The organism is Candidatus Gromoviella agglomerans (genome assembly GCF_021065005.1).
Taxonomy (GTDB): Bacteria; Pseudomonadota; Alphaproteobacteria; order CAJXXZ01.
In genome coordinates, this window is record NZ_CP069247.1 from 293,501 (window position 1) to 318,848 (window position 25,348).

19 protein-coding genes and 1 rRNA gene are annotated in these 25,348 nt (G+C 32.5%); 9 read left to right on the forward strand and 11 right to left on the reverse strand.

Annotated elements, in window-relative coordinates; translation table 11 throughout:
• Positions 1-384 precede the first annotated feature (384 nt).
• The 3 genes from rpsU to Gromo_RS01225 all read right to left on the reverse strand — a co-directional run bounded on the left by rpsU (position 385) and on the right by Gromo_RS01225 (position 3,575).
• On the reverse strand, positions 385-600 hold the full coding sequence (gene rpsU / locus Gromo_RS01215) for a 30S ribosomal protein S21 (RefSeq protein ID WP_231159269.1): 216 nt from the start codon (positions 598-600) through the stop codon (positions 385-387).
• Between the two features lie 91 nt (positions 601-691).
• The gene (gene ftsH, locus Gromo_RS01220; RefSeq protein ID WP_231159284.1) at positions 692-2,491 is read right to left on the reverse strand and encodes an ATP-dependent zinc metalloprotease FtsH; all 1,800 of its coding nucleotides are present in this window, start codon (positions 2,489-2,491) and stop codon (positions 692-694) included.
• Positions 2,492-2,852: 361 nt separating this feature from the next.
• Positions 2,853-3,575, reverse strand: a complete 723-nt coding sequence (locus Gromo_RS01225; protein ID WP_231158662.1) for a YebC/PmpR family DNA-binding transcriptional regulator — start codon at positions 3,573-3,575, stop codon at positions 2,853-2,855.
• A 172-nt stretch (positions 3,576-3,747) separates the two neighbouring features.
• Here Gromo_RS01225 and rpmI point away from each other — a divergent pair, with 172 nt between their 5' ends.
• The 3 genes from rpmI (at position 3,748) to era (ending at position 5,415) form a co-directional block, all read left to right on the forward strand.
• Positions 3,748-3,954, forward strand: coding sequence for a 50S ribosomal protein L35 (gene rpmI / locus Gromo_RS01230; protein WP_231158663.1), 207 nt, complete (start codon positions 3,748-3,750; stop codon positions 3,952-3,954).
• A 24-nt stretch (positions 3,955-3,978) separates the two neighbouring features.
• Positions 3,979-4,326: a 50S ribosomal protein L20 gene (rplT, locus tag Gromo_RS01235; RefSeq protein WP_231158664.1), complete on the forward strand. Its 348-nt coding sequence runs from the start codon at positions 3,979-3,981 to the stop codon at positions 4,324-4,326.
• 237 nt (positions 4,327-4,563) lie between these two features.
• The gene (gene era, locus Gromo_RS01240) at positions 4,564-5,415 is read left to right on the forward strand and encodes a GTPase Era (protein ID WP_231158665.1); all 852 of its coding nucleotides are present in this window, start codon (positions 4,564-4,566) and stop codon (positions 5,413-5,415) included.
• Between the two features lie 60 nt (positions 5,416-5,475).
• Here the strand turns inward: era and Gromo_RS01245 are convergent, their stop codons facing one another.
• From Gromo_RS01245 to tssF, 5 genes are all read right to left on the reverse strand, one after another.
• On the reverse strand, positions 5,476-6,324 hold the full coding sequence (locus tag Gromo_RS01245) for a ribonuclease III family protein (protein ID WP_231158666.1): 849 nt from the start codon (positions 6,322-6,324) through the stop codon (positions 5,476-5,478).
• 85 nt (positions 6,325-6,409) lie between these two features.
• A complete protein-coding gene (lepB, locus tag Gromo_RS01250; protein ID WP_231158667.1) occupies positions 6,410-7,204 on the reverse strand; it encodes a signal peptidase I in 795 nt (264 codons plus the stop codon).
• Positions 7,205-7,341: 137 nt separating this feature from the next.
• On the reverse strand, positions 7,342-7,752 hold the full coding sequence (gene acpS / locus Gromo_RS01255) for a holo-ACP synthase (RefSeq protein WP_231158668.1): 411 nt from the start codon (positions 7,750-7,752) through the stop codon (positions 7,342-7,344).
• 51 nt (positions 7,753-7,803) lie between these two features.
• Positions 7,804-8,808 (reverse strand): type VI secretion system baseplate subunit TssG, encoded by a 1,005-nt coding sequence (locus Gromo_RS01260; RefSeq protein ID WP_231158669.1) that lies wholly within the window; start codon positions 8,806-8,808, stop codon positions 7,804-7,806.
• Position 8,809: 1 nt separating this feature from the next.
• Positions 8,810-10,558, reverse strand: coding sequence for a type VI secretion system baseplate subunit TssF (tssF, locus tag Gromo_RS01265; RefSeq protein WP_231158670.1), 1,749 nt, complete (start codon positions 10,556-10,558; stop codon positions 8,810-8,812).
• Positions 10,559-10,753: 195 nt separating this feature from the next.
• On the opposite strand from tssF, the gene tssK reads away from it, so the two are divergent.
• From tssK to Gromo_RS01285, 4 genes are all read left to right on the forward strand, one after another.
• Entirely contained in the window at positions 10,754-12,091 is a 1,338-nt protein-coding gene (tssK, locus tag Gromo_RS01270; RefSeq protein WP_231158671.1) for a type VI secretion system baseplate subunit TssK, read from the forward strand.
• Positions 12,092-12,292: 201 nt separating this feature from the next.
• A 23S ribosomal RNA gene (locus tag Gromo_RS01275) occupies positions 12,293-15,055 on the forward strand.
• 494 nt (positions 15,056-15,549) lie between these two features.
• Positions 15,550-16,677 carry a ribonucleotide-diphosphate reductase subunit beta gene (locus tag Gromo_RS01280; protein ID WP_231158672.1) on the forward strand — a complete coding sequence of 376 codons (1,128 nt, stop codon included), beginning with the start codon at positions 15,550-15,552 and terminating at the stop codon, positions 16,675-16,677.
• A gap of 146 nt (positions 16,678-16,823) precedes the next feature.
• Complete coding sequence (locus Gromo_RS01285) at positions 16,824-17,858, forward strand: crossover junction endodeoxyribonuclease RuvC (protein WP_231158673.1); 1,035 nt, start codon at positions 16,824-16,826, stop codon at positions 17,856-17,858.
• A 144-nt stretch (positions 17,859-18,002) separates the two neighbouring features.
• Here Gromo_RS01285 and Gromo_RS01290 read toward each other — a convergent pair whose 3' ends face one another.
• The gene (locus Gromo_RS01290) at positions 18,003-19,247 is read right to left on the reverse strand and encodes a S1C family serine protease (RefSeq protein ID WP_231158674.1); all 1,245 of its coding nucleotides are present in this window, start codon (positions 19,245-19,247) and stop codon (positions 18,003-18,005) included.
• Positions 19,248-19,419: 172 nt separating this feature from the next.
• On the opposite strand from Gromo_RS01290, the gene Gromo_RS01295 reads away from it, so the two are divergent.
• A complete protein-coding gene (locus Gromo_RS01295) occupies positions 19,420-21,162 on the forward strand; it encodes a ribonuclease J (RefSeq protein WP_231158675.1) in 1,743 nt (580 codons plus the stop codon).
• Positions 21,163-21,294: 132 nt separating this feature from the next.
• Here the strand turns inward: Gromo_RS01295 and Gromo_RS01300 are convergent, their stop codons facing one another.
• Positions 21,295-21,822 (reverse strand): CvpA family protein, encoded by a 528-nt coding sequence (locus Gromo_RS01300; RefSeq protein ID WP_231158676.1) that lies wholly within the window; start codon positions 21,820-21,822, stop codon positions 21,295-21,297.
• Between the two features lie 135 nt (positions 21,823-21,957).
• Between Gromo_RS01300 and Gromo_RS01305 the strand changes: the two genes are divergently transcribed.
• Positions 21,958-23,415: a replicative DNA helicase gene (locus Gromo_RS01305; RefSeq protein WP_274381143.1), complete on the forward strand. Its 1,458-nt coding sequence runs from the start codon at positions 21,958-21,960 to the stop codon at positions 23,413-23,415.
• A 412-nt stretch (positions 23,416-23,827) separates the two neighbouring features.
• Here Gromo_RS01305 and Gromo_RS01310 read toward each other — a convergent pair whose 3' ends face one another.
• The gene (locus Gromo_RS01310) at positions 23,828-25,324 is read right to left on the reverse strand and encodes a peptidylprolyl isomerase (RefSeq protein ID WP_231158678.1); all 1,497 of its coding nucleotides are present in this window, start codon (positions 25,322-25,324) and stop codon (positions 23,828-23,830) included.
• Between the last annotated feature and the right edge of the window lie 24 nt (positions 25,325-25,348).

Below are 25,348 nucleotides of genomic sequence, written 5' to 3' on the forward strand. Positions count from 1 at the left end.
ATTGCTTCTTTTTATTGAAGAATAATGTTAATTATATTACCAAAATTCGCACTCACAACTTGTAGCATCAAATTCAAATAATAAATAACAAATATTCGATTCAAATAAATAAGTTAATAAATACAATTATTCAAGAATCAAACCGATCAAGAGCAAAGAGATAAAACTCAATACACAAGCTTAGGCAAAATAAAAATCATAAGAAACAATAATTGAATAGCAACACAGTATCATTTTTCCACAATATCCACATTGAGATCAAATATCAAAACAAAAGATCAAATAAATCCTTACATTATCAGGAAGAAAATAGCTAAAAGACAGCAATCCATGAATAATCTAGTGAAATATCTACTCATTCAATAGTAAGTAATAATAAAAAAATCAAATTTTTTTGTCATCGTTACAGAATGCACTTGCCTTTTTAGCCCGCATAACCTTCTTCTTTCTCTCATTTTCCTTCTGTTTTCTCTCTTCTGATGGCCTTATACGATAACGCTTCTTTTTCAGCGAGCTAACCAACCCAGACATATTCATAAGACGCTTCAACTGACGCAAAGCACTTTCAACTCCACCATTCTTCATAGAGGCACGAAGCATAACAAAAAATCTCAAAACCTCGTATATTGTACAGAATCAAAGGTATTTTGACAATAAAATTTTCATAAACACTCAAAAATTTCGATAATCATCATTTATTAAATTCAATTGAATCTAAGTTATAACTCATCTTCTCTCCCAATATCTGTTGTATTTTTTCGATATATAAAGTCTCACTCTCCAAAAGTGCTTCAGACATAACATTTAATTTATCCATATTATCATTCAACAATTTATCGGCAATTTTTTGCGCTCTATTTAGTATTGCCTCAACATCTTTATCAATTTTATCCTTAAGATAATCGGATATTTCACCATCTCTATAATTCCTATCAACATAAGATATAGAGCCACCCATTCCATTACAAGTCACCATTTTCACTGCAATATTCGTAGCATGTCTCAAATCACTTTGAGCCCCTGAGGTAAATTTTCCAAATTTAATAAATTCGGCAGATCTTCCGCCCAATGCAACAACAATTTGAGATAAATAGTCATCTTGAGAGTACAACCAATAATCTTCTATAGGAGCACTTTCAGAATACCCCAAAGCGCCGTTCAAAGTTGGCATTATTGTCACTTTTTTCACCGCAAATTTTTCATAAAGGTGATAAGCGAGTATTGTATGCCCAGACTCATGAAAAGCAATAATTTTTTTCTCTTCATCAGAAATATTCATACTTTTTCTTTCATTTCCCATAATTATTTTTGATCTTGCATAGTCAATATTTTCCATAGAAACTGATTCTTGTTTCTTCATACAGGCGTTTATAGCTGCTTCATTCAACAGATAAGCAAGATCCGCGCCACTCCACCCAACTGTTATATCAGCAATTGATGATACATTTAGATCATCAGAAATGCGAATTCGCTTTAAGTGAGCCTGCAATATCTTTTCTCTGCCATTTTTATCTGGATAATTAATAACGATTTTCCTATCAAATCTACCAGGTCGCAAAAGTGCTGGATCAAGCAAATCGAACATATTAGTCGCAGCAATCACTAAGACGGAATCATGTTGAAAAAACCCATCTATTTCAACCAAAAGTTGATTTAGAGTATTATCTTTCTCATCATGACCTCCACCAATACCCATACCTCTCCTTCTACCTATTGCATCAATTTCGTCTATAAATATAATTGCCGGAGAGTGTTTTTTAGCATTATTAAACATCTCACGTACTCTACTCGCACCAACTCCAACAAACATTTCCGTAAATTCAGATCCAGAATAAAAAGCAAAATACGAATTTGTTTCGCTAGCAATAGCTCTAGCGAGCAAAGTCTTTCCCACTCCTGGAGGCCCAGACAAAAGCAACCCTTTTGGAATTTTCGCTCCCATAGCCTTAAACTCAGCAGGTTCTTTCATAAATTTTATAATTTCAAGCACCTCTTCTTTTACTTCATCAATACCAGCAACATCTTCCAAAGTAATTGAGTTATCCCCACTTTTCACTTGCGCTGATTTTGTATTGATAAGACGAAAATCTCTTCCTCCTCCTTGCATTTTTCGCATAATAAACAACCAAGCAACAAAAAATAAAATCATCGGCAACCAAGAAAGCATCATGCCCAAAATAGACCAACTCCCCTCATCTACAGGAAGTATTCTTACTCTAGCAGAGCTTTTCATCACTTGATTGATAAATCCAGCATATTGTGGATGAATATATGTCAAAAATACTCTTCCATCCGCAAATTGCCCCTTTATCTTATATCCATGAATATAAACATCTGATATTTTTCCGCTATCTAACTCTCTAACAAAATCAGAAAGAGCTATTTGAGCTGGTGCTTCATTGGATTGTTCTTCAAGAAACAAATTCACACTCCAAAAAGATATCAAAAATATGGAGACCCACAATAATACATTTCTAACTATCTTTTTCACAAAACCTCCATTCTTACTGACAATTTATGAACTAATAAAAAAATCTTAAAATTCACAGATTCATCAAAATATATACACACACGGCTATTATATCCAATTTATAACAATATAGCGAGTTGCCCCTCAGAAAGATTATTAATTTGGTTATAATAGCTCTTTTTACAATATATAAGGCCATAAACATTTGTACAATGCAAATAAAATTGTTCTATTTTACGCTTCTTATCTTCTTCATAGTCTTTTGTAAATTGATACCAAAACGGATCATCTCCATTATCATATTCAAACCATAGGCATAAAGCAAATATTACAAATATCGACAATATAATCAGAATTAAAATGAAAAAGAAAAATTTTTTCATCAAACGCATATTTCAAATCCTTTCACATTAGTCCAAATTCTCTGCACATCATCATTATCTTGCAAAGCATCAATCAGCTTCTCTATTAATGCAATATCTCCCTCTGCAAGGGATATAAAATCTTTTGCATGCCATCCAATACCACTAAAAATAGCTTCTCCAAATCTTTCAAACAATTTCTTAGAAAATGGGTACAGAGAATCTATTTCACATAATATCTTAACATTGTCATCACTTTCGATAAGATCAATCGCTCCACTTAAGCAATAGTCGAACAATACTTCCTTATCTATTTTTCTAATATCGTAAATTATCAGTCCGTATTTATTGAATAGAAATTCTGCTACTCCCAAACTACCATTGTGCCGACTAAATATGTATTTCATCTCAGAACTAGACCTATTTTTATTATCCGTCATACATTCAACAATTATAGCCGCATTAGCTGGCCCATACCCTGAATAAACCATTTCAAAATAATTATCTGAACAACCATTACCCACAGCTTTTTTTATCGCTGCATCAATTTTATCTTTGGGCAAATTGTATTGCTTTGCATTAGATATAGCAATTCTCAGCCTTGGATTTATAAAAGGATCGTTTCCGCTAATTTTAGCAGCAACAGTAATTTCTCTGATTATCTTAGTAAAAACTTTTGCTCTTTTTGCATCTTGGGCACCTTTTCTATGCATGATATTCTTAAATTGAGAATGTCCAGCCATCAATATCTGCATAAAATTAATTTTCAAATTATATCATAAATCAACATTTTGCATATAAGAAGCTGCATAAAAATTATCAATTCATCTACTTCATAAATTTCATCACAATCATTTGATTTTTAATGAATTTTATGATCTAATTCAACATTCAATCAATCGATTTGCAGTTAGAATGCCAAAGATGAAGACTAAAAGTGGAGCTAAGAAAAGGTTTTTGATGACAGCTTCAGGAAATTTGACTCATGGATGCGTTGGAAAGAGGCACAAGCTTAGAAAACGCTCATCAGATATGAAGAGGTCTAGTCGTAAAGCTTCTATGGTTGATGATGGTGACAGGTTTTTCGTAAAGAAGCATTTTTTGCCTTACGGAACTAGATAATTTTTATAAAAAGGAGAGTATATTATGTCTCGTGTAAAGGGTGGAGTACAAAGTCGTAAGCGCAGAAAAAAGGTAATATCTATGGCAAAGGGTTTTCGTGGAAGATCCAAGAACTGCTACAGAATTGCTATGGAGAGGTTGGAAAAAGCACTGCAATATTCTTATAGGGATCGTAGGAATAAGAAAAGAGAATTTAGAGCACTCTGGATTCAAAGGATAAACGCAGCTGTAAGAAGTGTTGGTCTGACATATTCCAAATTCATGCACTTACTAGCAAAATCTGACGTGCAAATTGATAGAAAATCTCTTTCAAACTTGGCAGTATATAATGCTGATGTTTTTGAGGAGATCGTTCGAAAAGTTAGCAGTTGATTTTTGGCTTTCTGTACATCTAAATTAGGTGTAATTTTCTACAGATTTAGTCTCTACTATTAAATAGAGTTACACTGTATATTTATTGGGTTTGTGTGGTAACATTATATCGTATTTTGGCTAATTTATTTGATCTTTTTTACAAATCTTAATAAAATTAAGCCAAACATATCACAAGCAAAATTTGTCTTCTAAAAAATAATATAGTACATTTATTTATTCGTTCACAAAGAAGATATGAAAACGACAAACCCCGATGAAAGCATTGACATGCAAAAATTTTGCTACATAGGCATAATGGGAGCTCCAAACGCAGGAAAATCAACATTAATGAACAAAATATTAAATAAAAAATGCTCAATCGTTTCAGCTAGACCGCATACAACTCAAACATCTGTAATCGGCATACTCACAACTAATGATACACAAATTGCATTTATCGACACTCCTGGAATTTCAATGCAAAAGAACTCACCTCGAGCATTAGAGACAGAAGCAAATCAATTATTCATAGTCATAGATGCAACAACTAAAGACCTATCATTTAATATAAAAATTATCGAAAATCTACTTAAAATACACGAAAATCGCGATATAAAACTAGGAATTATTTTAAATAAAATAGATCTAATTCATAAATACAAATTATTACCAAGAATTCAAGAACTTTCAAATTACACAAAAACAATATTTCCGATTTCAGCCAAAAATGGAGAAGGAATCGACGATTTAATCGCACATGCAAAAAATTTAGCAACACCAAAAAGGTGGCAATTCGATAAAGACGAAATCATCGACAAAAATCGAGAATTTTTTGTTTCTGAAGAAATTCGAGAGAAATTATTAATATATACAAAAAAAGAAATTCCATTCATTTCAACAATAAAAATTGATCAAATTAAAGATTACGAAAATTTTATCGAAATATATGCAACAATTTTCGTAAAAAAAGATAGTCAAAAAGGTATAATTATAGGAAAAAATGGACAAAGATTGAAAGAAATAGGAATGAACTCCAGACTAGATTTAATGAAATTTTTTGACAAAAATGTACGGTTATTTATAAATGTAAAGCTTAACAAACTATAAATTCGCCAAGAACAAATAGATCGAAATAAAAATCCAAAATATTCAAACTGCAATAAAAATTTATTTCAATAAAATTTTCAAAATTTTTCTCAAAATCTGAAGAGATATCTCCGCGACCTTTGTATTCGCAATTTTAATTGAAGCCCCGCTCGCAGAGATTTCAATCTCATTTGATATAGGACAAAACCTCACACTACGTACATTATTTAAAATACCAATATTTTTTTCAGATCTATCACAAAAGAATGATAAAAATTCGTCTAAATCCCTTGCCACAGATTCATTACATTTTGGAAAATCCACATCACAGATTGTATGAGTCAATTGCTTCTTTGTCAAAGAATTAAGTTTCATCAGAGATTGTTTCAACTCATCAATGTTAAAACGAACAGACGCACCAAAGCCATCTTTACTTGAATAATTTTCATAAACTGGATGATCAAACCCTAACTTGTGGAGCAATTCTTGCAATTCCGAACGGTAATTTATCACCTCATTTTCAATAAATTTGCTGAAAAATGTATGTATAAAATCAATATGATTACCTCCATCAAGATATATACAACCAATTATCGCCTCAACGATGTCAGCCAAAATCTTTTTATCAACATTTTTTGATCGAAATTGAGCAAATTTTGCTAAAGATAAATCCTGAGCAACAACAAATAAACCCTCTCGCCTGACAATACTAGCCAGACGAGATGTAAGAGCACTCTCAGAAAAAGCTGGATATTTTTTAAACAAAACCAACGCAATTTCCAAATTCAATAATTTATCACCCAAGAATTCCATTCTCTCAAACATCAGTCGGTTTGATTGATAAACACTTGAATGAGTTGTAGCATCAACTAAAAGTTGTTTATTCCTAAAAACATGCCCTATCTTTTTTTCGAGAACTTGTAAGTTCATTGATTTTTTTTCATTTCCTTCGTGATGCACTTACCACTTGCAATCATAATCACCTTTATAACCTTAAAAAAAGAATATTAAAAGACTATTGTACAAATGTAAGTAGTCTGTCCCATCTAATGGCATTTCGCCAATTCCAAAATTCCCACCATTTAGCTTGAGTATTATCAAAAGAAAAAATTCGTAAGCTAGCATAGCCTAAAACATCGACAGCATCTATGCAGCCTATTGTGGAAAATCGGCAGTCCAAAGAGTGATCACGATTATCACCCATGCAAAAGAGTTTGCCTTTAGGGACAACAAATTCCTTAACATTATCAACATTGGATGATCCACTCATATCAACTTTCAGAATCGTATATTCCTTTAAGTTTATCACTTCTTTCATTGACATAGCTAGCATTTCACCGTCCTTATCTTTTATTCTAACAATTTTGAAATTACTATGCCTCAAAATATTACCATTAACGTAGATAAATCCATTTGAAATTTTGATAACATCACCTTCAACTCCGATAACCCTTTTCACAAGTAGCTTATCTTTAAACTCTCCTGTCCTTCCATAAAACACAATTACATCTCCATTTTTTATGGAATCAAACATAAAAATTCTGCCGTTAAATAATTTCACTCCCATATTTTTTTCAATCATACGCGTAATCCAAAAAGATGAATTTGAGTAGCCAAACCTCCATTTATTCAGCATATATACGTCATTTATGAGAAGAGTTGGATACATCGAAGAAGATGGAACTATACATTGCTGATATAGAAACTCCTTAAAGGAAAAAATCACAACGACATATATTATAATATTCTTCAAGTCTTTAACTGAAATTCTTAACTTCTGAAGAATTTTGGAAAAAATGTTGCTAATCAATTGAGAAATTATTCACTAGATCAATATATATATAGCAGGATTAAGTCTAAGACAAGCAATTTATTTGTACAATCAATCTTTTTTTTCTAAAAATTAATATTGTTTTTATTAGCTGATACAGTTTCGAGATCAGTTTCTCAATTAAAATCGATAATAACACTAGCCATAGCAATATCTCTTTCATCCGAGATACTAATATGAAACAAAAAGTTGAGAATAGAAATATTTGATATATTTTTCAGCACGCTCTTTTTAAATTTGTTGATTATAAAATCTTCAGCATATCTTGATATTTTCACTGTTGGCTTGCCAAAAGAATCATGATGAATCTCAATATCATGAAAAGATAAATCGCCTATTCCACAACCAACAGCCTTGACAAATGCTTCTTTTGCGGCAAATCTCTTACTTATAGTTTTTTCGTTTACAAATGTATTGGAAATTTCTTCTGAAGATAAGATTTTTTGAGCAAAAACACTTCCATATTTAACAAACAAATCTTTGACTCTCGATACGTAAACAATATCAATTCCATGACCTAAAATCACTATATTCCATAATAAATTTAAATTTTCTCATATAAAAATACATAAAACAATTCACATAACCTCATTATTCATTTCATCATCATAAAAATGATCGCTCTGAATTTGACTCGTAATCGTATATTCATTTGTAGCATTAACAACAGCATTCCATCCAAGAAATATATTCTTTTGATATTTTTTAGATAGCATCCTTACACTAATCTTATACTTATATAGTGGACCTAAGTAATAATTTACCAAAATCTTCAATTTTTCAAAATTATTTGTAGAATTGTTTGGCAAAAATGATTCCTTATTGACAAAAACATGAATATGAATTGCATCATTAAATCTCAAATGAGTGCCAAGAAATACACTACCAAGTGTGCATTTGTTCATTCCTAATCTCAACACATCTTTCGAATCACATTTTACTTTGTATTCTTGATTTTCAAGAATATTAACATCACATTCGAAAAAGTACTCTAATATTTTTCTCAAATTAAAAGCCGTTTTTGGCTTGCTCCACAACATATTAGATATCGGGAAAAATTTCCTATAATCTCGAATTTGAAGCTCATCATGTTTACTGAACAGGAGATTCATTCCAGCAAGTGCCAAAAGAGGTATAGTCATAACGGAATTAAAATTCTGATACACATGCAATGATAAATTTGTACGAGCCTTCGCAAGGTAAAATTTTTCTGCAACCATATTATCAAATATATGAAGAAAGTCTCGAATCGCAAAATCTTTCTTTCTATCCATTTCTCGAATCAGATCCAAGTGATTATCAAATAATGGACCATCAATACCAAAGATTCCACCATAATTTATAATCACATTCACAGATCCATGCAAAAATTTCACATCATGAACCTGATTATGTGGAGTATAATTCAAATTCCTACAAAACACATAAATATTATCTATCACTGAAAGAAATTCATTTCGCTTATACAAAAGGAACATCAATTGCTGAAATGTAAAATCTTGAACATTTAACTTGATGAAATCTTCAATAGTTTTTGCTTTATTCTCAAAAGGATCATTTTCATGATTTATTGTTTCTGACATTTTATTCCCTCGCAGAAGTGTATATTTTCTGAATTTTCTTATCACTTGCTCTTAAAATGACTGTTTTGACAAAAGTATTGATTTCACAAAAATTCTCAAAAATTTTATGCAATATCCTCCCTAAAATCATAAAATTATGGGGTTGAGAATCATCTAATACAACGCTAATAGTCAATTTTGGTGTAAAATAATGCGCATACCCTTTTGTATATGGAGAAATACCTCTCTCAAAAGAAACATCTATTATCATTTTTGATACATCAATATTTCCTATCAATCCATAAAGAGAAAAAATATCTTTTAAAGATTTTGTTCCGTTCGTTGAAGACCCAAAAATAAAATGATTATTTAATAACATCGAAACTATACTCCATTCAACATTTTTGACTGGATCAATTTGCATATTTGGACCAACAAATTGAACAAAGGATATACCCGGAATCAATCTATCAGCTGAAAATTCAGCTAATTTTGATACATATTTTGCAGCATTGTTATTTGTACACAAAACCTTTGCATAAGCAATTTCAGATTTTAAAGATAAGTCTGAAGAGATAAAGCTAACAAATATATCATCACCTTCTCTCTCTTCTAACCAAAAATCCTCAGTATTTTTATCTAGATCATTGTTTGTATACCTAAAGTAAGGCTTGTATACAACTTGAGACGCATCTCTTTTACTAATTATAGAATTGATGGAATGTATGCTCATCCATTTTTTCCTTCTTGAATCAATCATCAGAGGATATCGAGATTTTTTATGATCTATATTTATGTAATCAGATGATGCATTAAATAAATTTATAGATGGAGTACACATCAAATGCAGAGATTCGGATAATATACCTCTAGGCACAAAATCCTCTCCCAATGGAATTAGTATTTTAAAATCATTGCATTTCATGTCAAAAGATTTTGGAATATTCACATCAAAAAACATGAATTTTTCAGAGAAAGTACAATATTCAGTAGAAAGCTTCATATGTAGAGGAGTAATCGAATCATAATAAAAAGTTGATTCTTGATCATCAAATCCTACAAATTTTATTTCACCGCAAGGTATAAGCTCATCATACGGTTTTGCAATAAAGGCAATGGGATTGTTTTCAATATCGTATGTGCTAATCATATGATATATACTGTTACTAGAATTTGCTTGTATCTCGTTCGAAATAAAAAATCGAATAAAATTTATGTCAATTTTGTCTTTCACAACATAAGTCGATTTAATATGTATTTGCATTGCCCATGGAGATTTTACATATTTAGAATCAATACCAAACGACGCAATATCAACGATTTTTATCGAAAATACTTCAAATGGAATAAATTGTACATCGTATATAGTAACATACTTAAAAGATCCAGCATTTTTTGTCTGAAAGGAAATCTCAGTACCTTTTTCTATAATTTTGCCGTAATTTTTAGAGGCAATCATCTCATCATTTATCTGTAATTTCATAACGCAACTTGATGGAATCGATTTTGTAAACATCGGACATAAGTTATTTATGAGTTGAAAGCTCGTTTTTGACTCTAAAGTATCGATTTTTTGCTGAACTCTAGCAGTCAAAAATGCAAATGACTCAAATAAGCGATTGATGTGAGGATCTGTCGTCCCAGATGGCCCCCATTCTATGTTATTAGCAGATTTTATATGTTTTTTCGCAAAATCATTTCCGGCCTTGATTAAATAATCCATCTCATTTTTATAGTAACTAGATAAATCGCCAAACAAATTACTCTTCATAACCTGAAATAATAACTATTCTAAATGAAAACATTGCGATAATTAAAATTTCATAAAAATATCAAACTTTCATTCAGATATATCGAAAGAATAAATAATGTTTTTACATAAAATTTTATACAACATCATAAATTTTATTAAAAATTTAACTTAAATTATAAAATAATGAGCATCACAAATCTTATGATCATTAATATGAATAATAATTACGTCATTAACGACAAGTTTGATCCAAGAATGCTTCATTGGTATGAAGGAATGGTCCTAATGCCTCAACACTTTCAACAAAATGAGATGATTTTTCGTGAAATGCAATTGTATTATCTTCGTGCATTTACGAAATTCTCATGGGGAGTAGTGAAATTAGATATAGACAAAAATGCTCTTCATACTAACATACTTAAGATTAATAGCATTGAGTGCGTGTTAGAAAATGGAGAAATAATATTTTTTTCAAAAAATTCGACCGATCAATTTATCGACTTAAGCATTAATCTAAAACCATATATCGATCAAATGACTCAGCATCCGATGAAAGTTTATTTATGTATACCAGAATTGGTTCAACACAGATACATTGCAAGTAAAATGCAAGTTACGGAGGATTTTTTCACAGAAGAGTTGGATAATAAAGCTTATATTGCGAAACTCACTCCAAATGTGTCTTTAGTAGTCTCTCATAATACTCCATCAAAGTATATCTCCATACCTATATGTGAAGTAAATTCCCTTGGGTCTAGCGTTCAATTAACGAACTATATTCCTCCAATGGTTTTCTTGCCAAAAGAATCTTCCATCATACAAAGTATCAGTAGTATTTGCTCAAAAGTACGACGAAAAATATCATATATCAAGAACAAAACAAATGCATTGGAAAATGAGAATCATACGAAATCTTTCGATATAATAAAATGTAGTTTGACTGCTAATTTCTTAAAATTAGAGCAATCAATTTTGCATGAGAAAATAATTCCAGAAGATTTATTTCTAAATTTAATCAATTTTGCTGGATCAATTTACTCTATTGGTAGTGAGAATTTTCCAGTATTTGAAACATACGATCATTTGAATATCAAGAAATCATTTGATGAAATATCCATTTATATAAATAACATTTTAGATACTATAGATGAGTCATACGATGAAATATACATGCAAAAAGAAGATGGAATATTTCAAATGAAAATAAATAATAGTAATTATAAAAATAAAGATTTTATATATTTTGAGATATTTCCAAATGCAAGTTCATCAAAAATTGATATGATTAAATGGGTAAAATCATGTATAATTGTATCTGAAAAATTCGTAAAAGAAGTCTGTGATAGTCGAATTCTTGGAAGTGAAAGAAATATTTTAAGTGATATCACTGAATTAAACATTACTCATGGAGAAAATAGCGTAATTATAAGTGTGCCTACAAAGAATAAATACATAGAGATGAATCAAAATCTCCTAATATTTAATATATCAGAAACTTTGCCTTGTCCTTCTCATATAGTAAATTATCGTCCCTTTAAAAATGAGAAATAATAATGTAATTAACTTTATGAGTAAAGGAAAAATGGCAGATCAAATATACAAAAATATCATAAAAACACAAATAAAAAAATAAATGGAAAAATTCGAATTAATGATTGTTTTTTTAAAATTCGTGTGATAGGATCATGATTGTTACGGATGTAACTGGTCTTCAAATAAACTGAATAGGAAACAAAATCAAAAGAACATGGAGAGTTAAAGAAATAATGCACGAGGTGGATGCCTTGGCACTGTAAGGCGAGGAAGGACGTGGAAATCTGCGAAAAGTTTGTGCTTAGCTGATAACAAGCGCTTTGAGGCACAAAATGTCCGAATGGGGCAACCCAATTCCGTTAGGAATTACATTTACATGAGGGACGGTGATGAACCTGGGTAGTGTAAATGAGCGAACCCTGAGAAGTGAAACATCTCAGTATCAGGAGGAAAAGAGATCGAAAGATATTCCGTTAGTAGTGGCGAGCGAAAGCGGAGGAGGCTTATAAGTATTACTTCAGAGTCAGAATCAAATGGAAATTTGAGCCATAGATGGTGATAGCCCAGTATGATGATTTGTAATATGAAGTTTAGTAGCGCGGAACACGAGAAATTTTGCGTGAAGATGGTGCGACCAATGCGCCAAGCCTAAATACTCTACAGTGACCGATAGTGGACAAGTACCGTGAGGGAAAGGTGAAAAGAACCCCTAGCAGGGGAGTGAAATAGATCCTGAAACCTTGTGCAGACAAGCAGTCGGAGCAGATTTATTCTGTGACGGCGTACCTTTTGTATAATGGGTCAGCGAGTTAATGTATAGAGCAAGCTTAAGTGTTGATCACGTAGGCGTAGCGAAAGCGAGTTTTAATAGAGCGATAAAGTTTTATGCATTAGACCCGAAGCTGGGTGATCTATCCATGAGCAGGCTGAATTCGTATTAAACCGCGTTGGAGGGCCGAACCATATCACGTTGCAATGTGTGTGGATGACTTGTGGATAGGAGTGAAAGGCTAATCAAACCCAGTTATAGCTGGTTCTCCGCGAAATCTATTTAGGTAGAGCGTCATCATTTGACTTGATGGGGTAGAGCACTGGATGATCTAGGGGGAAGAAATTCCTGCCAAACTCAATCAAACTCCGAATACGTCAAGGTATATGATGGCAGACAGACGGTGGGTGCTAAGGTCCATCGTCAAAAGGGAAAAAGCCCAGACCACCATCTAAGGTCCCCAAGTTATTACTAAGTGTTAAAGGAAGTGTAGAGGCAAACACAGCTAGGAAGTAGGCTTAGAAGCAGCCATCTTTTAAAGAAAGCGTAACAGCTCACTAGTCTAATCAGCCTTTATGCGCCAGAGATGTAACGGGGCTAAAGTAATACACCGAAGATGTGGCCACTTCTTTTGAAGTGGGGTAGCGGAGCGTTCCGTATGTCTGAGAAGGTGATTTGTGAAAATTGCTGGAGATATCGGAAGTGAGAATGCTGACATGAGTAACGAAAAGAGATGTGAAAAACATCTCCGCCGAAAGTCCAAGGTTTCCTACGCTACGTTAATCGGCGTAGGGTTAGCCGGCTCCTAAGGTGAGGACGAAAGTCGTAATCGATGGATATCAGGTTAATATTCCTGAGCAAGCTGGAAGTGACGAAATGGTAAGGGTGTAAGGTCTTATTGGATTGATCTTGCTACTGAACTGTTTCCAGGAAATAGCCCAGCGTATTTGCCGTACCAAAACCGACACAGGTGGACAAGTAGAGAATACTAAGGCGTATGAGAGAATGATGTTGAAGGAACTCGGCAAATTACCTCTGTAACTTCGGGATAAGGAGGGCCTTTTTGATGGAAACATTTTAAAGGTGACACAAACTAGGGGGTAGCGACTGTTTATCTAAAACACAGGGTTCTGCAAAGAAGTAATTCGAGGTATAGAATCTGACGCCTGCCCGGTGCTGGAAGGTTAAGAGGAGATGTGAAAGCATTGAATTGAAGCCCCAGTAAACGGCGGCCGTAACTATAACGGTCCTAAGGTAGCGAAATTCCTTGTCGGGTAAGTTCTGACCTGCACGAATGGCGTAACGACTTCCCCACTGTCTCCAACATCAACTCAGTGAAATTGAACTCTCCGTGAAGATGCGGAGTACCCGTGGTTAGACGGATAGACCCCGTGCACCTTTACTATAGCTTTGCAGTGTTGTTAGGAAATGGATGTGCAGAATAGGCGGGAGCCTTTGAAGTGTTAGCGCTAGCTAGCATGGAGGCACCTTTGAGATACCGCCCTTCTACTTCTTGACATCTAACTAGATTTCGTGAATCCGGAATTAGGACCCTGCATGGTGGGTAGTTTGGCTGGGGCGGCCGCCTCCTAAATTGTAACGGAGGCGTACAAAGGTAAGCTCAAACTGTATGGAAATCAGTTGTCGAGTGCAATGGCATAAGCTTGCTTGACTGCAAGACTCACGAGTCGAGCAGAGATGAAAATCGGTCATAGTGATCCGGTGGTTCTGAATGGAAGGGCCATCGCTCAACGGATAAAAGGTACGCCGGGGATAACAGGCTAATCTCTCCCGAGAGTTCACATCGGCGGGGAGGTTTGGCACCTCGATGTCGGCTCATCGCATCCTGGGGCTGAAGAAGGTCCCAAGGGTTTGGCTGTTCGCCAATTAAAGCGGTACGCGAGCTGGGTTCAGAACGTCGTGAGACAGTTCGGTCCCTATCTGCCATGGGAGTAGGAAAAATGAGAGGATCTGTCCTTAGTACGAAAGGACCGGGATGGACGTACCTCTGGTGTTCCAGTTGTGGCGCCAGCTGCAATGCTGGGTAGCTATGTACGGAATAGATAACCGCTGAAAGCATATAAGTGGGAAACTAACCTCAATACTATTTTTCCCTTGAGGGCTGTGGAAGACTACCACGTTGATAGGTCAGATGTGTAAGAGAAGTAATTCTTTGAGCTAACTGATACTAATCGCCCAATCGTTAACCTCCATGTTCTTTTGATTTTGTTTTTTGTATATTTTTGTGATATAATATTATTCTTTTTGTTTGATGTTTTGATGTGTTTTTTTTATAAGATACTTTACGCAAATCTTTAGTTTTTTCTGCAAAAATTTGTTTCGTGTATCAGAATTTAGTGACATATGACTTATTTACTTAATTTAATGTATGGGTAAAAGTGCTCAAGCTCGTGGTTTATGAGATTAAGTAAAATATACAGTTAAGACAGTTAAATAAGAAATATTGTTGATAAACTCAGCAAATGTAAAAGAAATTTTGACTTTAAAGAAAAGTTATAATTAACTTATAAGTTATTATACAATACCATGATTTTGTTCATCATAATTATGATTCTTACTAACATCTATCTATTCAAACATAAATTGATCATTTCAAATCTATAGCGAAATGTATTTTCGCAAAGAAAAACTAGAAATTAAATTAAACAAAAGACATAATAGATTTAATTGAAAAAATTCAGATACAATGAATTTGAAGCAAACTTTCGACACATCCTCAACCGAAAATGCATTTGACTCAGCAGCAACAACGGAAGACATTATGGAAATAAGCACAGAATACGAGACAAATGAATATCATAATGATGATGGTAAAATTAATAGCAGATCACCACTCTTTAATAAAAATCCAGTATATAAGCCATTTAGATACCCTTGGGCATTTGATTCTTGGCTCACTCAGCAAAAGATCATTTGGCTACCGGAAGAAGTACTCATGAATGACGATATCGTTGATTGGCGATTCGTAATTACAGATGATGAAAGAGATCTTTTGATGAACATCTTCAGATTTTTTACTCAATCAGACATAGAAGTTAATAATTGCTATATGAAATATTACATGAATGTTTTTTGCCCTATAGAGATACAAATGATGCTCTCAGCATTCTCAAATATGGAAACCATTCATATTCACGGATATTCATTTTTGATGGATACGCTTGAAATAGATGAAGGTGAATATACAGCATTTTTAGAATATAAAGAGATGAAAGATAAATGGGAATATCTTCAAAAATATGGAGATTATTCTCTTCGAGGAATTGCGATCACACTTGCACGATTTGGAGCATTTACTGAAGGACTTCAATTGTTCGCAGCTTTTGCAATTTTAATGAACTTTCAACGATTTGGAAAAATGAAAGGCATGGGTCAAATAGTTGCTTGGTCAATAAGAGATGAGACTTTACACATGACATCGATGATCAAGCTATTTCATACACTTATAAAAGAACACCCATTTATCTGGTCAGATTCATTTGAAAAAGAACTAATGATGGAATGTAAAAGAGTAGTCGAGCTCGAAGATGCATTCATAGACTTAGCATTTAAAGGAAGATACGTAGAAGGTATATCAGCAGAAGAAAGCAAACAATATATTCGATATATCGCCAACAGAAGGCTAAAACAATTAGGGACAAGCCCTTTATATACAGTAAACGAGAACCCATACCCTTGGATGGAACAGCTTCAAAATGAATTCGTGAATTTTTTTGAAAATCGCCCTTCAGAATACTCAAAAGCATCAACAAAGGGAAATTGGACAGATGCATTTTCTTATTATGAAAAATATGCAGAAAATAATAAAATCTAACAATATGAAATCTTTTCAAATATATATTCTTTTCAAATATATATTATATATAGCAAGTAATAGTAAATTATTAGCAAAAAAATTCATAATTTAAGAGGAAATTTTACAAAATCATTATTTTTTGATATATCTTAATAGAATTTATCATGAAGGGCTATCTTAAATTCAATATGAGAATTATCGGAATAGATCCAGGAATAACAAAGACAGGATGGGGAGTGATACAACTCCCTTCTCAGGATTTTTCCGACTCACGTTTCATACTTATGAATTTTATACTAATTAAAAATATTTTACTAAATCGCAATTGTATAGATTCAGAAGTAAAAAAATCAATTTTGTTTAATAAAAAAATCAAAAACTCTAAAGAAAAAGAAAAAAATGCTGAAATCATAATTCTCACTCAAAAATTAATAGAACTTTTCAGGGAAAATGATATATACGAAATGTGCATTCAATCATTCATCAGCAAAATTATCGATCTTGACGAGCACTTAATAAAATATTGCTCAATTCTCGACCAAATAGATTCAATAATTTGCAAAAAATTTCAGCAAAATATGTTAATAGATAACAATAATAATGCTAAGGATTCACATAAGATAAACAATTTAATTGATATTTGTCAAAAATATAGCTCACAAATGGATAGGAATGAACAATCCACTGAAGAAAATAGCAATAATAAATACAATGATAACGAACTCAAAAACTCCTCAGCAAATGACAATAATAAAGCAATCAACAACAAAAGAAATATATTAGTAAAAGATTTTCTACCTCAATACGTCTCTCACGGCATAATAAATACAAAATCAACTACATTGATGCACAAACGACTCGAATTAATATACACAGGCATATCAAAAGCAATTCAAGATTTCAATCCGCAAAGTGCAACTTTAGAGGAAGTATTCGTTAATCAATCTAATCCAGCATCAACATTGAAATTAGGAAGCGCAAGAGGAGTTATATCTCTAGCAATTGCTCACAACAATATAGAAATCATGGAAATTCTAGCAGGAGACATAAAATATGCAATGTGCTTGAAATGGCGTGGAGAGAAGCAAGACATAAAAATGATAGTTTTTTCAATTTTGAACCTGCAAAATACAAGAGTTGCACTGGATTCATCAGATAGTCTAGCAAGTGCAATTTGCTCAATTATGAAGATTAACTGAAAGTTCAATTTGAGAAAATAAAGCAATATCACAAAAGCACAACAGACTAGCTATTTGCTCAACAATCTAAACTACATCAAACACTATTAAAACAGGTCAAAAATTGATTTAATAAAACATTTTAATATCAAGAAATGAAACAATTCATCGTTCAACTACAATTGGAATTGTATTGCCTTTTATTGATAACATCATTAGCAATTTCGAGGACTTATTATATATCTGATTCAGTTGCTCAATAGAATTAATAGACATAGAATTTACAGATATAACTCTAGGTATTCCTCCATTTTTGTAACATTTCAACACATTGTATATATTAGAACCAAGCTTCACAACATCATACACATGACATAAAAACACTCCATGTTCGTTTTGACCAAAAACCATATCCCCTATTCTCTTAAATATTGCAATAGGCTTTTCTCTTGCATGAATATGAACTTTAACATTGTATGATATAGTTTTTCCACTTTCGTTACATCTTAAGAAATGAACATCCACAAGATCTCCAGGTTTTTGAAATAGTATCACTTCAAATAAATCAGATTTTGACTTCATTTCTCTTTGATTTACCTCTAGAATCACGTCTCCAGGTAAAAAAACATCTGAGAATGAAGAAGAAACTTGAACTCCATGCTTCAAATTAAAAAATTTAAGAACATCAATGTCTGCTGTATCTACATCAATTTTCATCCAAGGCACGTCGCAATTACCTTCAGCCAAAACATGCTTCATAACATACTGTAACAACCATACTGGTATAGAAAGAGTGGCTCCTTGTTCAAAATTTCCAAATACCATTCCAATCACTTCATTATCACGAATCAGAGGAGCCCCAGAACTTCCTGAAAATATTGGATTTGTACTCTTATATATAGCATAATCAACATCAGCACAGGAGCAAAATTGACTAGAAACAATGCCATCAGTTGTCGTCCATTTTTCATCATGACAACTTATAGCATATACTGCATCATTAGGCATTAAGTGCACTTTTGAAAAATTCACAGGATTAAATTTCCGCCCCTTTATTTGAATAAGAGCAATATCTAAATACAAATCACAAAAAATCACTTCAGCTTTAAAAACACTTCCATCATATGTCTTGATCACTATATTAGGAGAAACAAATCCATCCATAGATATAACGTGAGCGCATGTCATGATAATATTATCTTTAACAAAAAAACCAGAACCAAATATATGTAAAGATTTACTATTAAATAACAAATAATCGAGATGAGGAAAGTAAACATCAATCCTAACTATTGACTTAATAATATCATTTGCACAACTAATTTCAGATTGACTATCTTGACATACTGTTTCAAAATTTCGAACTGTAAAAAAAGTCAAAAAAAATATAAGAAATATGAGAAATCTCATTTTTAATGTCAGAAAAACATCAGTAATTATACTCTTGAAGAGTAAATGTATAAATATGATAAGACAATAGTTTTGCTAGCAACCCTTAATTACATTTCATCAACCAAAATTATCTTTACATAATTATGTTATCCTGCAATGATATTGCAATATTTAATGCTCATATTATAAGGTGAATTTTATAAAGAACAAGAAAACAGAGAAAGTATTTGATCCATATCAAAATCCAAATGAATTTTATATGGTCCCTCTTGGAGGATGCAGCTCTCATGGCATAGGAATGAATTGCACAGTATATTTTTACAAAAATGCATCTATTATCGTCGATTTGGGAGTCACTTTTGAAAACACTCCAGGAATAGATCTAATAGTTCCAGATCCATCATTTATGGAAAATAAAATGGATAGATGCCTGGGAATTGTATTGACTCATGCGCACGAAGATCACTTAGGAGCGGTCCCATATTTATGGGAAAAATTAAAAAGACCAGACATATATGCCACTCCTTTTACAGCAGCAATCCTCAAAAATAAGTTCGATGGAATAATAGGAAAGAGATTTACTTCATCCTCTCTCAAGATAATTCAACACTCTGGTGAGTTTGAATTAGGACCATTTAAAATGCAATATATATCTATTACTCACTCAATTCCAGACTCAAATGCAATTGCAATTCGAACTGATATCGGGAATATAGTCCATACGGGAGACTGGAAATTAGATGAAACTCCAGTTGTAGGTGAAAAAACTGATTACGAATTATTTAAAAAAATTGCAGATGAAGGAATATTAGCAGCAGTATGCGATTCAACAAACGTATTTAAGAATGAAATATCTGGTTCAGAAGAAGGAGTTGCAAGAGCGCTAGACAGAGAAATTGGATCGTGCAAGACTGGAATGTTAGCAGTTGTCTGCTTTGCATCAAATACTCACAGAATTGCTTCAATCATTCGTTCTGCAGTAAAATATGACAGAAAACCAGTCTTAGCTGGCAGATCGATAGAAGAAATAACCAGAATCGCAGCAGAGTGTGGATATTTGGAAGGAGAATTATCAAATATAGTAGATTATAAAGAATCTACATCAATTCCACGCAACAAAATGCTTTTAATATGCACAGGAAGCCAAGGCGAAATAAGAGCGGCACTCCCACGAATGGCACTTGGAACACATCCTAACTTTAGTTTGCAAAAAAATGATACGGTAATTTTTTCATCAAAAACAATACCTGGAAATGAAAAACAAACCGGTTATATTCAAAATAAGTTGTGCCTTATGGGAGTAAATGTCATAAGTGCAGATTTCTGCAAAGATCTACATGTATCAGGCCATCCATCAGTTCCAGAATTGGAAACTTTATATAATCTACTCAAGCCTCAAATATGCATTCCTGTGCATGGAGAAGATCGGCATATCGCAAAACATGCACAAGTTGCTCAGAAATTAGGAATGAAGACTGTCACTCCACACAACGGAGATGTTATAAGAATCAACGAAAATGGAGCTGAAAAAGTAGCAAAAATCCGCGCTGGATGTTTATTTAAAGATGGTAGAGATCTAATAAGCAAAGACAGTACAATAATGACTGAGAGACTCAGAATGATGGGTAATGGAGCAATTCATATATCTGCTATCATAAACTCAAACATGAATCTTATCGATCTAGCAATATCAACAAGCGGATTAAGAGAAAAATGGCACAGAATAAACGAAGAAATAAGATCATGCGCAAAATACGCAGTATCAGACCTTTCAGGTAAAATTCAACACCCTCATAAAAGCAATAAAAATGATGTCCCTGTTGAAGAAGCTAGAATAAAAGAAGAGATTTTCGTAAAAGTCAGCAGTTTAATCAAGCATAGAATTGATAAATCACCTCTGATATCAATACATGTACATTCAATATCTAGATAAATAATCTAGTAAAATTTCTGAATTTATCATGACAATAACTTGATATAGGTTAATAATCACAAAAAATAACATCTCTTTACTAACATTCAAGAACTAGCTGCATTAGACGACATATCTATTAAATGGACAAAACTATTCAAAAATCCTTATGGAGGAATTTGCAACAGCAGTAAGAACATTCTTAATACAAGAATAATTCGCAATGTACTTCCATAATCCAAGGATCTCTGACTCTTCAATCCAATTTAGCTTAACTGATATAATATCTTGCATTTCTATAAGAACAAGTATTACAAAAATAGCCTTCAATGAAGAAAGGAAGACTCCACTAAATTGATTCAGGATCTTCATTAAAGGAAGAGAATTCATAATTAAAGATAAGATCTTACTAATTCTATTAACAGAGATGTAAATAAAAATAAATGCAACTACATAAAATGTCTTAACAGAATTATTAAATTTAGCTATTAAAATGTCAGAAAGTCTGTACAATTTTTCAAAAATAGAATGTAACTCACTAACCACAATAACAGGTCTAACTACAATCATATAAAAAACTGTATATCCTAAAAGAGAAAAAATTTCTCGAACAAATCCATTAAAATAACCAGAGATTCCACAAAATAGTATGAATATCAATGATAAAACATCAAATATCATACCAATAAATAGAAAATGATTTGAAGATTATCTCATAATCATAAAAAATGCAATATAGACAAGCAATTTATGTTAATAAGAATTAAGTGAATATACTTAAAATAATAAAATATCCACTTCAAAAGATAAATCAACTTGAATCTGGTAAAAAAGATACAATTTTGCAAGACTATAAGTAATGTACAAAACAAAAATATGAATTCACTAACGAATCACAAACTACCTTCATTTATCGATGCAGAGAAGGCTCTGATAGGAACAATTTTATACGACAATAATTGCATAGAAAAAGTATCAGATATACTAAAGGGAATGCATTTTTTTATTCCATTACATGGGAAAATGTACGATTTTTGCTACCAAATAATTCACAGAGGACAAGTAGTCGACCCATTCGTATTAATGAGATTTTTCGCAGAAGATGAATCGTTAATTAGCTTCGGAGGTCAAGAATATATCGGAGATATGATCTCCTCTTTTATATCAATCAGTCAAGCAGAAACATATGCTCAACAAATATACGATGCATATATAAGACGAGAAATAATAAGACTCTTTGACGAAGCAATTCATAGAGCTTCACATTTGACAATTGAAGATCCATATCAAAAACAAATGGATGATGTTACAGAAAGACTCTTCTTATTAATGGAAGGAAATGATCAGAAAACTCAACCAATTCCATTTTATCAACACCTTTCAAGCGCAATCAAAAACGCTGAACTAGCATTTAAAAGAGAAACTCATATAATTGGCACTACAACTGGACTAATCGATTTAGATAAATTACTTGGAGGATTACATCCTTCTGATCTCATAATTCTAGCAGGAAGACCCTCGATGGGGAAAACTGCACTTGCAACAAATATTGCATTTAATGCAGCAATAGATATAAAAAACAACAAAAAATGTGTAGCATTCTTTTCTCTAGAAATGTCATCTGAACAGCTAGCATTAAGAATATTAGGACAAGAATCAGGCATTTCATCCGATAGAATTCGCAGAGGAGCTATATCGCAAGATAATTTCATCTCATTCATCGATGTATCAAAAAAATTATCAGACTTGCAATTATATGTAGACGATAGCGCTGTCTTGAGTATTCCAATCCTAAGAGGTAAATTAAGAAAATTAGCACGAAAAACTTCGATAGATCTTATAGTAATAGATTACATTCAACTCATGATAACAGATACCAGAAGCGAGAATAGAGTCCAACAATTATCAGAAATAAGCAGAGGACTCAAAGGAATAGCAAAAGAATTCAACACACCAGTATTAGGATTATCTCAACTTTCACGGGCTGTTGAGCAAAGAGAAGATAAAAAACCACAATTATCAGATTTAAGAGAGTCAGGATCTATTGAACAAGATGCCGATGTCGTGATGTTCATATACAGAGAGGAGTATTACAAGTCTCGCGCAAAGCCAGCAGAGGGATCACACGACTTCTTCGAATGGCAAAAGCAAATGAACGAAATTTATAACATAGCAGAAATAATTATAGCGAAGCAAAGGCATGGACCAATCGATTCTGTAAAATTACACTTCGATGCTAAGCTCACAAAATTTTCAAATTTACTAAAATCATAAAGATTGTCTTGCTAAAAGAGAAAACAGAAGACACAATTAACAAATGAGCTATGTAGTGAGTGATAATTGAATAACTTGTACAACTGCAAAGTTGAATCACCACAAAAAAAATCCTCGAGATTTCATCGTCTACTGCAATTCTTCAGCATGTCAAAAAAATGCTCGAGATTTCATCGTCTACTGCAATTCTTCAGCATTTTGTACAAATATATTCAATAATCTGCTAGATTTTCTCAGATCAATTCAGCTTGAATCATAACTTTGCTAGATTTTCTCAGATCGATGTCAGCTTGAATAATCTATTGCAAAATATAAACCAGAGCCTCATTACAATGAAATTTCATACTCAGACATCTTCAAAACCTTTAGCAAAAGATAATAATTCGTTTTCTTTGTATAATCTCACAAATAATCACTCTCTAATAATTCTGTCCACTACACGCTGATTAATATGCACATTCATATCCGTAATGCCATACTTTTGGCTTAAATTCTCTAGAAATACTTCGATCGCATATTGCTTAATATAGCTGGAAGCCATATCCAAACAATCACCTAAAACTCTCTCAGACAATGCAAATTCCTCAGACCTCACAGGCTGAATCACAACTGCACAATCGTTCATAGCAACAACTTTAACTTTCATTAAAGGAGTCTGAAAACACTCAGTTTGTATTAATTTATCAAAATCATCACTCATGACTTCCACAAACGGAGAATGATATACTTTCTGAATCACAGATTTATCCCCACAATTCAAAGAAGTAATCTCATTAGCAGCCTTTAATACTGACGCAAATTTCTTAGATTTTACAAAACTATCTTTAACAAATTTCTCACATTTATCATAATCCATAATATTTTCTTGATGAAATTTATCTACTTGCACTACAATCATTCCATCTTGATACGAAACGAATACTATATCATAACTGTCATCAAATATTCTAGATACTATAGCAGTCAAAATGACATTATTAACATTTTTTATATCACCTCCGAATATGTCTTTACCACTTCTGGAAATAAAATCAATCGTTTCTGACTTGATATTTAAATCTGATTCAATTTCAGATATATCTGAAACAGAATCTTTATACTTCGACAAGAATTGCTCCTTAGTCAAATTTTTAGAATTTAGAAGCTTAGCATCCACAACAAAAAATCTTATCGATCTACCTTCAGGTGATACAAAATTATGCTTATTTTGCTCGTAATGCAAAAGCAGTTCACTCTCAGTCACATCATCGATCTTAACATCATTCAATTTTATAATCTTGTATAAGCAAACTCTTGAACGAGATAGACCATCTTTCATGACTTTAACGATCTGATCAGAAGGACAAATTCCATATACAATAGTGAAAAGTAGCTGATTAACAAGTATATTCATTTTATACTTTTTTAAAAAATCCTCTTCAGATATAGAGTTTTTCATCAAAAAGCTCTTAAAAAGATTCTTATCAAATTGACCACGAACATTATAGAATGCTTGGTCTTTTCTTATCATATCAGCAACATCTTCATCACTAATATCCATTCCCAAAGATTCAACTTCTAACTCCAAAATCTTCAAAAAGATAAATTCTCTCAAAATTCTATAAACAAGATCTCTCTTGGACTCTTGAGAAAAACTGTTGATATTTGTAATTGATGACACTCTTGATCTGTAAAAAGAGTAAAAATCAACAGTAGTTATATTCAGTTTTCCACTAACAACAAAAGCATCTCCTCGATTAGTAAAAATACCAGACAAACCCCAAGATAATGCCAAAATCACCACAAAAACACTAATAAAAATATTTCGTAAATTCTTTTTTTTGGGAGATCCTCCCATGCCTCCACTATAACCATCGCGATTTTCCAAAATAGCCTCAGCATTTTGCTGAGAAGTTTTAAAAATTGACATATCAATTTCCCTCAAGGGCTCCTT

Excerpts from the sequence above, each read along its gene's own strand:
- Gromo_RS01300 (WP_231158676.1), bottom strand. The coding sequence starts at position 21,822 with ATGATATTTGATGTTTTATCATTGATATTCATACTATTTTGTGGAATC.
- Gromo_RS01260 (WP_231158669.1), bottom strand. The coding sequence starts at position 8,808 with ATGTCAGAAACAATAAATCATGAAAATGATCCTTTTGAGAATAAAGCA.
- Gromo_RS01285 (WP_231158673.1), top strand. The coding sequence starts at position 16,824 with ATGAAGGGCTATCTTAAATTCAATATGAGAATTATCGGAATAGATCCA.
- Gromo_RS01225 (WP_231158662.1), bottom strand. The coding sequence starts at position 3,575 with ATGGCTGGACATTCTCAATTTAAGAATATCATGCATAGAAAAGGTGCC.
- rpsU (WP_231159269.1), bottom strand. The coding sequence starts at position 600 with ATGCTTCGTGCCTCTATGAAGAATGGTGGAGTTGAAAGTGCTTTGCGT.
- Gromo_RS01245 (WP_231158666.1), bottom strand. The coding sequence starts at position 6,324 with ATGAACTTACAAGTTCTCGAAAAAAAGATAGGGCATGTTTTTAGGAAT.
- Gromo_RS01280 (WP_231158672.1), top strand. The coding sequence starts at position 15,550 with ATGAATTTGAAGCAAACTTTCGACACATCCTCAACCGAAAATGCATTT.
- rpmI (WP_231158663.1), top strand. The coding sequence starts at position 3,748 with ATGCCAAAGATGAAGACTAAAAGTGGAGCTAAGAAAAGGTTTTTGATG.
- tssF (WP_231158670.1), bottom strand. The coding sequence starts at position 10,558 with ATGAAGAGTAATTTGTTTGGCGATTTATCTAGTTACTATAAAAATGAG.
- Gromo_RS01310 (WP_231158678.1), bottom strand. The coding sequence starts at position 25,324 with ATGTCAATTTTTAAAACTTCTCAGCAAAATGCTGAGGCTATTTTGGAA.
- tssK (WP_231158671.1), top strand. The coding sequence starts at position 10,754 with ATGAATAATAATTACGTCATTAACGACAAGTTTGATCCAAGAATGCTT.
- rplT (WP_231158664.1), top strand. The coding sequence starts at position 3,979 with ATGTCTCGTGTAAAGGGTGGAGTACAAAGTCGTAAGCGCAGAAAAAAG.
- era (WP_231158665.1), top strand. The coding sequence starts at position 4,564 with ATGAAAACGACAAACCCCGATGAAAGCATTGACATGCAAAAATTTTGC.
- Gromo_RS01290 (WP_231158674.1), bottom strand. The coding sequence starts at position 19,247 with ATGAGATTTCTCATATTTCTTATATTTTTTTTGACTTTTTTTACAGTT.